Source organism: Streptosporangium sp. NPDC006013, assembly GCF_040614275.1.
Classification (GTDB): Bacteria; Actinomycetota; Actinomycetes; order Streptosporangiales; family Streptosporangiaceae; genus Streptosporangium.
The window spans coordinates 1-12,516 of sequence record NZ_JBEXUE010000300.1; the positions used below are offsets into that span (position 1 = coordinate 1).

The 12,516-nt window shown below is 73.0% G+C and carries 10 protein-coding genes; 2 read left to right on the forward strand and 8 right to left on the reverse strand.

The genetic code is table 11. The features are described from left to right. Positions 1 to 139: 139 nt before the first annotated feature. The 7 genes from ABZ260_RS34120 to ABZ260_RS34150 all read right to left on the reverse strand — a co-directional run bounded on the left by ABZ260_RS34120 (position 140) and on the right by ABZ260_RS34150 (position 10,106). Positions 140 to 2,530, reverse strand: a complete 2,391-nt coding sequence (locus ABZ260_RS34120) for a LuxR C-terminal-related transcriptional regulator (protein ID WP_355625983.1) — start codon at positions 2,528 to 2,530, stop codon at positions 140 to 142. 138 nt (positions 2,531 to 2,668) lie between these two features. Continuing rightward, entirely contained in the window at positions 2,669 to 3,418 is a 750-nt protein-coding gene (locus ABZ260_RS34125) for a glucose 1-dehydrogenase (RefSeq protein ID WP_343966456.1), read from the reverse strand. A 1-nt stretch (position 3,419) separates the two neighbouring features. Then, positions 3,420 to 5,639, reverse strand: a complete 2,220-nt coding sequence (locus ABZ260_RS34130; RefSeq protein ID WP_355625985.1) for an acetate--CoA ligase family protein — start codon at positions 5,637 to 5,639, stop codon at positions 3,420 to 3,422. Continuing rightward, positions 5,636 to 7,225 (reverse strand): class I adenylate-forming enzyme family protein, encoded by a 1,590-nt coding sequence (locus tag ABZ260_RS34135; protein WP_355625987.1) that lies wholly within the window; start codon positions 7,223 to 7,225, stop codon positions 5,636 to 5,638. Before ABZ260_RS34135 ends, ABZ260_RS34130 begins: the two co-directional genes overlap by 4 nt. Before the next feature lie 52 nt (positions 7,226 to 7,277). Then, complete coding sequence (locus ABZ260_RS34140; RefSeq protein ID WP_350912823.1) at positions 7,278 to 7,619, reverse strand: VOC family protein; 342 nt, start codon at positions 7,617 to 7,619, stop codon at positions 7,278 to 7,280. Continuing rightward, the gene (locus tag ABZ260_RS34145; protein ID WP_350912825.1) at positions 7,616 to 7,990 is read right to left on the reverse strand and encodes a Zn-ribbon domain-containing OB-fold protein; all 375 of its coding nucleotides are present in this window, start codon (positions 7,988 to 7,990) and stop codon (positions 7,616 to 7,618) included. Before ABZ260_RS34145 ends, ABZ260_RS34140 begins: the two co-directional genes overlap by 4 nt. Positions 7,991 to 8,021: 31 nt before the next feature. Beyond that, positions 8,022 to 10,106 carry a serine/threonine-protein kinase gene (locus tag ABZ260_RS34150; protein ID WP_355625989.1) on the reverse strand — a complete coding sequence of 695 codons (2,085 nt, stop codon included), beginning with the start codon at positions 10,104 to 10,106 and terminating at the stop codon, positions 8,022 to 8,024. 175 nt (positions 10,107 to 10,281) lie between these two features. On the opposite strand from ABZ260_RS34150, the gene ABZ260_RS34155 reads away from it, so the two are divergent. Together ABZ260_RS34155 and ABZ260_RS34160 are read left to right on the forward strand one after the other, a co-directional pair. Then, positions 10,282 to 10,902 (forward strand): isochorismatase family protein, encoded by a 621-nt coding sequence (locus ABZ260_RS34155; protein ID WP_355625991.1) that lies wholly within the window; start codon positions 10,282 to 10,284, stop codon positions 10,900 to 10,902. Continuing rightward, entirely contained in the window at positions 10,902 to 11,693 is a 792-nt protein-coding gene (locus ABZ260_RS34160; RefSeq protein ID WP_355625995.1) for an SDR family NAD(P)-dependent oxidoreductase, read from the forward strand. The genes ABZ260_RS34155 and ABZ260_RS34160 overlap by 1 nt, the downstream gene beginning before the upstream one ends. Before the next feature lie 122 nt (positions 11,694 to 11,815). Here ABZ260_RS34160 and ABZ260_RS34165 read toward each other — a convergent pair. Continuing rightward, positions 11,816 to 12,516, reverse strand: a 701-nt coding sequence (locus ABZ260_RS34165; protein ID WP_355625993.1) for a serine hydrolase domain-containing protein, incomplete at its 5' end; no start/stop codon positions are given.

Genomic DNA, 12,516 nt, shown 5'->3' on the forward strand with positions numbered 1-12,516 from the left:
GGCGTCGACGTCACCTGCGGTGATGGCCGACTACTGCGACAGGAACCCGCCTGGATCCGGTTCGGTACCCGGGGACCGGTTCGCGGGCGAGCGCCGACGAGATCGCCGCACTCGTCGGCTCCGGCGTCCCCTCCTCCCGTCAGGTGCCGGATGGGTGACTCCCGTCCGTGTCCCGGTTGCGCTCGCCGATCCAGACGGCGATCTGGGCCCGGGAGTGGAAGCCCAGTTTGGTCATGATGTGCTCGATGTGACCCTCCGCGGTGCGCTGGGCGATCGTCAGCGAGGCCGCGATCTCCTTGTTGCTCAGCCCCTGGGCGACGAGCTGGGCGATCTCGGTCTCCCTGCGGGTCAGTGGGGACGGCGACGGCTCGGCCCTGTCGGGATGCCTGCCGGAGCGGGCGCCCTCGTCGAGGGCGAAGGCCAGCGCCTCGTCGCAGGGCAGCTTCGCGCCCCGCCTGACGGTGGCGTCGAAGGCCGCTTTCCCGAGGGCCTCACGCGTACGGGCCTCGCACTCGTCGTGGTAGTGCATGAGATGTCCGAACCCGGACATCGGCGCTCCGATCGCCTGCCAGATCGTCTCCAGGATCCCCAGTAGTACGGCCGCCCGCCGGTGGTCTCCCGCCGCGGCGGCGATCCAGGCCAGCACCTCCAGGTTGACGCCGATGCCCAGCAGGTCGTCGAGCGAACGGTTGAACCTCAGGCTCTCCCTCTCCAGCTCGGTCGCGCGCCGGGCGTCGCCCCGGGACCAGACACCGATGCCGAGCGCCATCATCGCGTAAGCCCGGTGCCAGCCCTCCCCGTGGGCTTCGCAGAGCGTGAGGCACTCCTCGCCCGCGGAGACGGAACTCGTCCAGTCGCCCAGGAAGGAGTGGGCGAGGCAGAGCCGGATGAGCGTCAGGGCCAGGCCCGCCGGGTCGTCCTCGGCGCGGTGACGCGCCGCCGCCTCCTCGTAGAGCTCGATCGCGGCTCCGAGGTCTCCCCGGGACATGGCGATCATTCCCGAGTAGAGCGCTACGTAGCCCAGGATCGGCTCGTGCCCCGGCCGGTCCCCCAGCACCCGGGCCTCCTCCAGCATCGCCGCGGCGGCGGTGACGTCGGCCTGGATGATGGCCAGCCAGCTGTTGGACCACAGCGCGCGGCCCCGGATCTCGTCGGGCCCGGTGACGGCCGGCAGGCTCCGGTCCAGCCAGTGGCGTCCCTCGCTGAGATAGTGGCTCGTGATCCAGTGGTAGAGCAGGTCGGCGGCCATGCCCAGGGCGGCGGAGGTCTCCTCGGGGTCGGTGAAGCAGTACTCCAGCGCGGTGCGCAGGTTGGCGTGTTCGAGATTCAACCTGCCGAACCAGGCCACCTGGAACGGGCCGAACCGCTGCGCGTACGCCTCCGCGGACAGCCGCCGGTAGTGGTCGCGGTGCAGCCGCCGGAGCGCGGCCTCCTGCCCCAGGCCCATGAGCCGTTCCCTGCCGTACTGCCGGATCGTCTCCAGCAGCCGGTAGCGGGTCACCGAGGAGGTGGCGGGGGAATCCTCCTTGATCAGGACGGACTTGCCCACCAGCCCGATCACCAGGTCGATCACCTCCTCGCGATCGATGCCGTCCCCCGAGCAGACCGCCTCGGCCGCCTCGAGGTCCAGGCCGTCGGCGAACACCGAGACGCGCGCCCACAGCAGCTGCTCCTTCTCCGTGCAGAGGGCGTAGCTCCAGTCGATCAGCGCGCGCAGCGTCTGCTGGCGGGGCAGCGTCGTGGGCGAACCTCCGGTGAGCAGCCGGAACCGGTCGTCCAGCCTGGCCAGCAGGTCCTCGGGAGAGAGCGCGCGCAACCGTGCGGCCGCCAGCTCGATCGCGAGCGGGATGCCGTCCAGCCTGCGGCAGATCTGCTCCACGGCGGCCCGGTTGGCCTCGGTGACCGTGAAATCCGGTAGGACGGCACAGGCCCGGTCGGCGAACAGCCGTACCGCCTCGGACTGCGTGGCGGGCTCGGCGGGCAGTCTCGGACGGTCGGAGTCGGGTGCCGGCGGCGGCAGCGGCAGCGTCGGCACGGCCAGCGTCTGCTCGGCGGCGATGCCCAGCGCCTGCCGGCTGGTGGTGAGGATCCGCAGGCCGGGGGCCGAGCGCACCAGGATCTCCACCAGCACGGCGCAGTCCCGCAGGAGGTGCTCGCAGTTGTCGAGGATCAGCAGCGCATGCTTCTCCCTGAGGTGCTCGACGACCACCTCCACCGGGGGGCGGTGCGAGGTGTCCCTGATCGCCAGGGCCTCGCTCACCGACGCGCCGAGCAGTTCGGGGTCCTTCAGCCCGGCGAGCTCGACCAGCCACACCCCGTCGGGAAAGGCCCGCTGGACGTCGGCCGCGACGCGCAGGGCCAGCCGGGTCTTGCCGACACCACCGGGGCCGGTGAGGGTCACCACGCGGGCTCTGGACAGCAGACGCCTGACCTCGGCCACCTCATGCCGACGTCCTACGAAACTGGTCACCTCGGGTGGCAGCCCCGCTGTCTGCCACCGTTTCGGGGTGGCCGGTGCCACCTCATCCATCAGCGTTCATCAGCGCCTCACGCCGGCCTCGGCAGGCGAACCGTCACATGTTCGGGTCCGACCGGCACCATCCACACTATGCGCAGGGGGGTTCGCCCCCGTACGCGCCGTGACCGTGACCGGATGGGCGCCGGTGGATCAGTAGCCCGCGCCGGTCAGCAGGCCGCCGTCCACCGTGAACTCGCTACCGGTGCAGTAGCTCGCCCGGTCGGAGGAGAGGAAGGCCACCACATGGGATACCTCGACAGGCTTGGCGAAACGCTTGATGACCATGGACTTCATGAACGCCTCCGCGTCCACCTTGGCGATGATCTCCGGATCCAGCACCATGGAGGTGTTGATCGCGCCGGGGTGCACGGAGTTCACCCGGATCTTGAACTGGGCGAGCTCGCGGGCCGCGGCCTTGGTCACCCCGCGTACGCCGAACTTGGAGGCGGAGTAGGCGGACATGCCCTCGGCGCCGATGAAACCCTCGACCGAGGAGATGTTCACGATCGAGCCCCGGCCCGCGGCCCTCATGGGCTCGATGACGGACTTGACGCCGAGCCAGGTGCCCTTGAGGTTGACGTCGAGGACACGCTCGAACTCCTCCAGCGCCATGTCCTCGATTCGACGAAATTTCAGGATTCCGGCGTTGTTGACCAGGACGTCGAGCTTGCCGTAGGTATCGACGGCGGCGCCGACCGCGCGCTCCCAGTCCTCGGGCCTGGTCACGTCCTGGTGGACGAAGAGCGCCCCGGTCTCCTCCGCGAGCGCCTTGCCCTCCTCGTCGAGCACGTCGCCGAAGACGACCCGCGCCCCCTCCTGCAGGAACAGGCGTACATGGGACTCGCCCATGCCCCTGGCCCCACCGGTGACCAGCGCGACCTTGCCGTCCAGAAGACCCATGTCAAGCTCCTCGGATGAAACGTGCGGCGGCGGCGACGGCCACGGCGGCCGCCTCCATCGAGCGGTAGACGGGGATTCCCGCACCGGCGGCGATCGCGCGGACCTCGTCCTCGACTCCGGGCGGCGCGCACTCGCCGTTCCTGGTGACCAGGGTGATCCTGGTTCCCGGCAGGTCCCGCTGCGCCCGGGCGAGGTTGTGCGCGTACGCGTAGAGGGGGTCGGCGGAGGTTCCGAAGGTGAAGAAGCTCTGCACGTTCACGTGCGCCACGACGTCGGGGTACGGCCGGCGCGCCACGATCGCCCCGATGACCTCCCTGACCAGCTCAGGGCGGCCTCGCGGGCCCACCGGGACCTCCAGCGGATTGGCCGGAGAGGTGCCGGCGGCCCCCGCGCCCAGGGCCTTCAGCACGTCCCGCGTCTCGTCGGGCAGCGCCGCCAGCACCAGCCCCGCCGCGTCGAGGACGTCCGCCGCCAGCACGCTCGCTCCGCCGCTCGGGCCGATCACCAGCACGGAGGCGCCGCGGCCCGTCCACGGCTCCCGCGCGGTGTCCGCGACGGACCCGGCGGGGGGAGCGATCCTGGGGGCGTGGGACTGGAAGAAGGACAGGGCGCCGATCAGGTCGTCCTGGCTGCCGACCAGGACGGCGCCGGTCTGGTCGGCCAGGGCCTGCCAGACGCGGCCGTCGCCGACCATGCCGCCGGTGTGCGAGGCGGCCGCCCTGCGCCCCTGGCCGCTCCGGCCGCCGACCAGCAGGACGACCGGGAGCCGTCCGCGCACGGACATCAGGGCCTCGAAGAGGGCACGGCCGTCCCGGGGGTCCTCCAGATACATGCCGACGACCGAGGTGTGCTCGTCACCGCCTAGCCAGCCGAGCAACTCGGCGGGGGTCACGTCGGCGGAGTTGCCGACCGTGGCCACCCGGCTGAACGCCAGCCCGCGCCGCTCGCCCACCCTGACCACCTCTCCGGCCAGGCCGCCGCTCTGCGAGATCAGCGCCACCTGACCCGGAGGCCCCGGCTCGCCGCCGATGAAGGTCTGCCCGCCGCGCGGGCTGTAGACGCCCATGCAGTTCGGCCCGAGCAGCCGGGCCCCCGCCTCCCGTGCCGCCCTGACCAGCTCGGCCTCCAGCCCGGCGGCCCCCGCCTCGCCGAACCCGCCGCTCATCACCTGGACGAACGAGAGGCCCTTCGCATGGCGCACGACCTCCGCGCAGCGGTCGGCCGGTACGGCGACCAGCGCGTAGTCGGCGTCCGCCTCCGCGAGGGTCGGCACCGTGGGCACACCGTTGATCTCGTCCGCCTCCGGGTGCACCGCGACCAGCGGCACGCCGGTGGCCTTGTAGAACTCCAGGAACATGTTCCCGAAGTTCGGTCTGCTCGCGGACGCGCCCACCACGGCCACCGCCCTGGGCTCGAACAGCGCGGTGAAGTCCTGCCCGGCCCCGTGCTGTCCCGGGGTTTCCGGCCCCGGTCCGGCGGGCTCCGCCGGGCCGGGAAGGTAGCGCGCGTCCACCGCGACCACGCCCTCCTCGGTGGCGATCACCGGGTTGAGTTCGAACTCGCCGAGATCCAGCCGTTCCCACACTCCGCCGGCCCCGCCGATCGCGAGCAGCAGCCCGACCAGGGCCTCCGAGTCCACGGCGGGCCGGCCGCGGTGGCCGTGCAGCAGTGGCGCGCCACGCAGTGAGGCGAGCATCCGCCGGGCGTCGGCCTCGGAGGCGGGACAGAGACAGAGCGCGGTGTCGCGCATGACCTCGGTCCACACGCCACCGAGCCCGGCGAGCAGGACGGGTCCGAAACCCGGGTCGCGCACCACGCCGACGATCAGCTCGACCCCCGGTGCGGCCTGCTCCTCCACCAGGAACCCGTCGGGCGTGATGCCCCGCGAGACGAGTCCGGCCAGCATCTCGGCGGCGGCGGACGCCGCCTCGGCCGGCCCGGACAGCCCCAGCCGTACCGCCCCCGCGTCCGACTTGTGCACCAGGCCGGGGCCGTGGGCCTTGAGCACCAGGGGAGGCGTCAGTCCCCGGGCCGCCGCGGTGACCTCGGCGGGGGAGGCGGCCGTGGCGCCTCGGGGCACCGCCACCCCCCACTCCCGCAGCAGGGCCTTGACCTCGTGCTCCGCGAACCGTGCGGGGGCGGGCTCCTGAGATGCTCCGGACGCCGTGGATACCGCGGATACGCCGGCCATCTCGGGCGGCCCGCCGGTGGATGCGGTCACGCCTCGTCCATCCGGTTCCGGTACCTCTCCCGGATCTCCCGCCTCAGCAGCTTGCCGGGTCCGCCGGAGGCGTCCTGGAAGTGCGGGAGTTCGGTGGCGACGACGACGTGGTCGGGGCGCTGGTGCGCGGGCAGCGTCTCGGCCAGGGCGAGGGCGATCTTGGCCGGGTCGGCCGGGTGTCCCGTCCTGGCCACCACCGCGAGCAGGATCCGTTGCTCGACCGCCTCCTGCCCCTCGGTCTGGGCGGGCACGCCGACCGCACCGGCCTCCGCCACGCCGTCCAGCGCCACCGCGGCCTCCTCGATCACCGAGGGCTGGGACCAGATGCCGCCCTTGAACACGGACTCCTCGCGGCGGCCGAGCACCGTGAGGTTTCCGTCCTCCGACAGGACGCCCAGGTCGCCGCCGACGTACCACTGGTCGCGCAGCACCTCGGTGGTCTTCTCCGGCAGGCCGTCGTACCCGGTCATCCGGTGCGGCCCGGCGAGGTTGATCTCACCGATCTCGCCGGCCGGCCGGGCGCCCGAGGGGCCGGTGATCCGCACGGCGTTGCCGGTCCGCGCCCTGCCCGAGGAGCCGAGCGGCGTGCTGCCGTCGTCGACCCGGCCGAAGCAGGTGTAGGGGGCCTCCGTCTGGCCGTAGTAGCAGTAGACGCCGGCGTCGGGCAGCCGCTCCTTCATCCTGGCCAGCAGCGCCGCGGGGAGCGGCTCGCCGCCCAGCATGATGACCCGCAGGGACGACAGATCGGTGCCCGCGTGGTCGTCGGAGCCCAGCAGCGCCGCGTAGAAGGAGGGGATCTGCGAGACGTGGGTGACCTTCTCCCGGGGGACCACCCTCAGGAAGTTCGCCGGTCCCCAGTCCTGCTCGAGCACCAGCCGCATGCCCGCGTAGAGCGCCGGTCCGACGAGGGCGGGGAAGCCGATGCCCCAGATGATCGCCCCGGTGCCGAGCACCGAGTCCTCGGTGCGCGGCACGTCGAGCCAGATCTGCGCGATGGCCAGCGACGAGGCGTGCGTGTGGACCACCGCCTTGGGCAGGCCCGTCGTCCCGGAGGTGTAGTAGAGCGCCAGCGGATCGTCCCAGAAGCCGCCGAGGGCAATCTCGTCCTCGGCGGCGCCCGCGGTGAGCGCGTCCAGGTCCACGGCGTCCTCGCCGGGGCCGCCGACCCTGATCCAGCGGGTGATCTCCGGCAGCCGGGGGCGGATCTCCGCGACGACGGCCTCCACCGTGGAGTCGTACACGAACGCGGTGGCGCCGGAGTGCGCGACGACCGCGGCCAGGGTGTCGACGGACCAGTACGGGTTGAGCGCCGCGGTGACGGCGCCGAGTTTCGCCGCGGCCAGGTAGACCTCGGCCACGTGCAGGGTCTCGTTGAGCAGCGCGGCCACCCGCTGCCCGGGGGCGAGGCCGGCCTCCGCCAGCGCGTGGGCGCGCCTGTTGACGAGCCGGTCGAGTTCCGCGTAGGTGAAGCTCTGCTCACCGCAGTAGGTCAGCGCGACCCTGTCGGGGGTGCGCATGGCGTTGGCGGTGAGGATGGCGTGGGCGTAGTTGCCGTACGGGGTGCCTGCCGGGGTCGGGCGCGCCATCTCTGGCCTCCGTTCGGAGCGAGGGGTGGATCGGTGCGGGGGGTGAGGGGTGTCAGTGCGAGGAGTAGAGGACGAAGACGTTTCCTGACGGGTCGCGCAGTACGGCTCTGATCTCGTGCGGCCCGGTCTCCGGCTCCCGTACGAGCTCGGCCCCGGCCCCCGCCAGCTCCCTGGCGGCCCGCGCGACGTCGTCCACCTTGTACGAGGGCGCGGTGACCTCGCCCGCCACCCGCTCCTCGGCCGCGACCAGCGCGACCGTGGCGCCCCCGCCGTCCAGGGCGGCGAACCGGTCGCCGTCGCGGAACCTGACCGCCAGCCCGAGCGTCCCCGAGTAGAAGGCGATCGCCGTCTCCAGGTCGTCCACGGGGATCAGGACGTTGCCGAGCTTGCTCACGCGGGCCTCCACTGGGGCAGGTCGTCGACGAAGGTCACGCGCACCGGCATGCCGATCCGCACCAGGTCCGGCGGGCACTCCACGACCTGCCCGAACGCCCGCACCCCTTCGGGAAGGTCGATCCAGGCCAGCACGTACGGCTCCCGCCCCCGGAACTCGGGCACGAACGAGCGGTGCACGACCGTGAAGGTGTGCACCGTGCCGTCGCCGGAGACGGGTTCGTAGGGGAGGTCGGTGCCGCCGCAGCCGGGGCACTCGGGGGCGGGCAGGTGCACCCGCCGGGCGCAGGCGGTGCAGCGTTGGACGACCAGCTCGCCGCGACGGCAGGCGTCCCAGTAGGCGAGCGTGTCGCCGGTCATCGATCCGGTCATCGATCGCCAAGCTAGCGCACGCTTGGTTGCCTCACAAGATGCCGTCCACGCCGGTTCGCTCGGGGCCGGGCTCGTCCACGGTGGGCCGCTCGGAGTCCTGCGGTCTCTCCGAGGCCGGGTCCGGGGTCGGGCCGGAGGTGGGAGTGCAGGAGGGCAGATCGATCCGGACGGTCCGGGAGGGCATGTCGCCCGCGGGGACCGTACTGATCGTCACCAGCCGGGTGACACGCTCCCCGCACCGGGGCAGCTCGGCGAACTCCCCCTTCACCTCCCGCGCGTACTCGGTGGCGCCGGACAGCTCCAGCTCCCGGGTGCCGCTGGTCACCGCGCCGTCGAGCCGCTGGGCGAACCCGAGCCGCACGGTCACCGGCGCGGTGCCCGAGGTCCTGACCAGGAAGCCGACGGTGGTGCCGTCGAAGGCGGTGATGGAGACCGAGGGCGGCGGGCACGGTTCGCCGTGGACCTCCTGGGTGCGGACGGCGGTCCCGCCCGAGGAGCGGGGCGAGGTGGAGACCGTGACCCGGCGGTAGAGGGTCTGCCCGCAGGCCGGAACCGTGAAGGCGTGCGGGACGGTGTGCGAGTAGGCCGCGGACCCGTCGAGGACGGAGGTGCGCGGGGGCGCCTGGACGAGCCGGTCGCGCTCCGGTCCCTCGGCGAACGTGACGGTCACCACGACGTCCGCCGCAGTGGAGGCGCGGAAGGCGACCGTGGTGCCGTTCGCGTCGATTCCCACGATCCGCAGACCGCTGACCGTGTGCGTGGGCTCCGGCGGCATCACCGTCACGGTCGGCGCGGGTGTCGGTGTGGCCTTCGGTGTGGGTGTGGGTGTGGGTGTGGGTGTGGGTGTGGGTGTCGGTGTGGGCTTCGGCCGGGAGGTGGAGGGGGTGGGGTCCACGGTCCGGCTCGGCACCGGAGAGGGGAACGTGACGGGGACGGGGGCCGTGCTCTCCGCGGGGGGCACGGGCCGCCCGACGGCGGCGCTTCGCGAGGGGCTCGGCCCGACGGACGGCTCCGGCGGCTCCGGCACCCGGCTCCGTCCCGCCGGTGTCTCCTGGATGATCGCTGAGCCGGGCGGGGTGAAGATCGTGTCGGCGGAGAGCCGGTCATGCGGCCGGTTGGCCGCGATCACACCGGCGGTCATCGCGACGGTGACCACCCCGAGCCCGGCCAGCGTCCTGGGGCCCAGCCGGGGACGGCGCACCCGCCCCATCCGGCCGAGCACGGTCTGGGCCACCGAGGAACTCGCCCTCGGCGCGGACTTGGCCAGCGGGAACGCCAGTGCCAGCAGCGTGGCGAGCTCGGCCAGGTGCCGCCGTCCGCGCTGCTCCCACTCCGGCCCGTACGCCGACAGCGCCGCGGCCTCCAGCTCCTCCAGGAACACCCGCGCGTCCTGCGGCCGGTCATTCGGGTCCTTGGCCATGCCCCGCATGACCAGGGCGCGGACCGAGCCGGGCACCTCCGCCATCGGGATCGGCGCGGTCAGGTGCCCGTGCATCAGCGCCGCGCGGTGATCCGCCAGGTACGGCCTGCGCCCGGTGAGGCACTCGAAGAAGACGCAGGTGGCCGCGTAGACGTCGGTCGCGGCACTCGCCGCCGCTCCCTCCCACTGCTCGGGAGCCATGTAGGCGGGGGTACCGGCGGTGATGCCGGTCTCCCCGACGTGGGCGGCGATGCCGAAGTCCGCCAGCTTGCTGCCGCCGTCGGCCTGGATCAGCACGTTCTCCGGCTTGTAGTCGCGGTGCACGACCCCGGCCGCGTGCGCGAAGGCCAGGCCGAGCAGCGAGCCCTTGAGCACGGTCAGCGCCGCCTCCGGGCTGGTGCTGCCGTGCTCGCTCAGGATCCGCCTGAGCGCGACCCCGTCGACCAGCTCCATCACGATCGCGGCTTCGAGCACGTCCTCGTAGTACTCGTACAGCTGGACCACGTTCGGGTCCTGCAGCTCCACCATGACGCGCGCCTCCGCACGGAAGCGCGCCAGGAAGCGGTAGTCGTCCTTGAGTGTGGCGTTGAGGTATTTGATAGCCACGTAGGCACCGGTGGCGGCGTACGTGGCCAGCACCACGCGCCCGCCCCCGCCGACGCCGAGTTCCCGAATCTCGCGGTATCCCGGAACCATCCAGCCCCCTTCCGAGTGCCGTCGACTTGTTCGACGGTCTCACCCATGGGGTTGGTTGTCACGGTTGGTCAACTTTTGCGAAGGGTAACAATCGAAATCGTGCTCGATGGTCGATCCGATCGCGTGTTAGGCTCCGATGGTTAACCAAGCAAGCGCTCGGGTTAGTGGAGGTCGCATGGCCGTCGATCTGGGCGCGCTCGCCGCGCCGGACCGCAGCGCGGTGCTGGTGATGGAGATGCAGCGCGGCGTCGCCGGAGACCTCGCGAAGTTCCCGGACCTGGTGGAGGTGTGCGCCCGGCGCGACGTGGTGGCCAACGCCGCCGCGGTCCTGGCCGCGGCCCGCGCGGCCGGGGTGCCGGTGATCCACTGCACCGCGGCCTTCCGCGCCGACCGCGCCGGGTCGCACACCGCGAACAGCCCCTTCATCGCGGCCCTGCTCAAGGACCCCGCGCACATGCTGGAGGGCAGCGGCGCGGTCGAGGTGCTGCCCGGCCTGCGCGACCCCGGCGACCTGGAGTCGCGCCGCCACCACGGGTTCTCGCCCTTCACCGGGACGTCGCTGGACATGACCCTGCGCTCGCTCGGCGTCTCGACGGTCGTCGCCGTGGGGCTCTCCCTCAACCTCGGCATCCCAGGGCTCGCCCTGGAGGCGGTCAACCTCGGCTACCGGGTGGCGGTGGTGACCGACGCCGTGGCGGGAGTCCCCGACGACTACGCGCAGGCGGTGCTGAGGCACACCGTGAGCCTGCTCGCCGCGCGGGTGCGGGCCGCCGACGTCGTGGAGGCCTGGAAGTGATCGACGGCCTGAGGCTGGACGGGCGCACGGCGGTGGTGACCGGGGGAGCCGGGGCGATCGGCGCCGCGGTCTGCCGCGACCTCGCCGCGCTCGGGGCCGGGGTCGTCGTGGCCGACGTGGACGAGTCCGGTGCCGCGGCGATCGCCGACGAGCTGAACAGCGAGTCGATCGGCCTGGGGCCCGGGGCCGGGGTGCCGAGGGGGCCGAGGGCCCCGGCCACGGCCCTGCGGGTCGACCTGGCGGACCCGGCGTCCATCGAGGACTTCTGCGGGCGGGCCGGGCCGGTGGACATCCTGGTCAACAACGCCGGGGTGTCGATCGTCGAGCCGTTCGTCACCGGCGACCCCGAAGGCTGGGAGCTGATGTGGCGGGTCAACCTGCGCGCCCCGATGCTGCTCACCCGCCTCCTGCTGCCCGGGATGATCGAGCGCGGCTGGGGCCGCCTGGTCTTCGTCTCCTCGGACGGGGCGCGGGCCGGCTCCGGCGGCGAGGGCGCGTACGCCGCGACCAAGGCGGGACTGTTCGGCCTGGCCAAGACGCTGGCGAGGGAGGCCGCCCGGGGAAACGTCACCTCCAACGTGGTCTGCCCGGGGCCCACCGACACCCCGATGCTCCGCCGCGTGGACGCGGAGAAGCCGGGACTGGTCGACAGGATCGCCAGGGGCATTCCGCTGCGCCGCCTCGGCGCCCCCGAGGACGTCGCCGGGATGGTCGCCTACCTCTGCACCGACAGGGCCGCCTACGTCACGGGCCAGACCCTGTCGGTCAGCGGCGGCGTCACGATGCATTGACACCTCGGGCGAGGGACCGGCGACGGCACCCGGGAACCGGTGCCGCCGGCCGGCGGGGACGTCGCGACGTGTCGACCCGCTCCCTCCCGGTGTCCTTCCCCCTGGAGGCGTCCCCGCGGGGGTCAGCGCGTGGGACGCCCCTGGGGGAGCGACTCGTAGACGGCCTCGGCCAGGCGGTAGGCGCGGAGGCTGCCGGAGACGGCGCCCGCCATCCTGTTCATCGTGTACGCCATGCCCAGGCCGTGCGCGGCGTCGCCGAGGCCCAGCGAGCCGCCGAGACCGGTGTGGCCGAAAGCGGTCTCCGCGCCGCCGGCGGGGGTGAGGAAGGTCATCGCCGGACGCATGTAGCCCAGCCCGAAGGAACTGTCGATGAACATCACCCTGTCCGGGCCGTGCACCCTCCTGCGCGTCGCGTCGCGCAGGGTCTCCGGGCCCACGATCCGCCCGGCCACCAGGTCGCGGTAGAACCCGGCCAGTCCCCGGGCGCTGGTGACGGCGCCCATCGCGGGCCAGCCGGCCCGCAGGACGACCGGATTGTTGGCGCCGCCGGGCAGCCGGTGGATCGGCGGGTTGCCCAGCGCCCGGTTCATCAGGCTGTTCCTGTCGAGCGAGGCCCTGGCCATCTCGTAGACCGGGTCCCCGGGTCCGTGTCCCGGCAACTCCGCCACCGTGGAGACCGTCGCGGGGCCGCCTGCCGCGCCGTTACCGGCCCGCTCGTCCTCCGCGGCCCGCGCGGTGCCGGTGACCTGTCCGGCCTGGTCCGCCGCGCCGGCGCAACGGAGGAGATGACCGACCTGCCCGACCACCTGGAGCCCCCGGACCT

Excerpts from the sequence above, each read along its gene's own strand:
- ABZ260_RS34120 (WP_355625983.1), bottom strand. The coding sequence starts at position 2,530 with ATGGATGAGGTGGCACCGGCCACCCCGAAACGGTGGCAGACAGCGGGG.
- ABZ260_RS34125 (WP_343966456.1), bottom strand. The coding sequence starts at position 3,418 with ATGGGTCTTCTGGACGGCAAGGTCGCGCTGGTCACCGGTGGGGCCAGG.
- ABZ260_RS34135 (WP_355625987.1), bottom strand. The coding sequence starts at position 7,225 with ATGGCGCGCCCGACCCCGGCAGGCACCCCGTACGGCAACTACGCCCAC.
- ABZ260_RS34145 (WP_350912825.1), bottom strand. The coding sequence starts at position 7,990 with ATGACCGGATCGATGACCGGCGACACGCTCGCCTACTGGGACGCCTGC.
- ABZ260_RS34150 (WP_355625989.1), bottom strand. The coding sequence starts at position 10,106 with ATGGTTCCGGGATACCGCGAGATTCGGGAACTCGGCGTCGGCGGGGGC.
- ABZ260_RS34155 (WP_355625991.1), top strand. The coding sequence starts at position 10,282 with ATGGCCGTCGATCTGGGCGCGCTCGCCGCGCCGGACCGCAGCGCGGTG.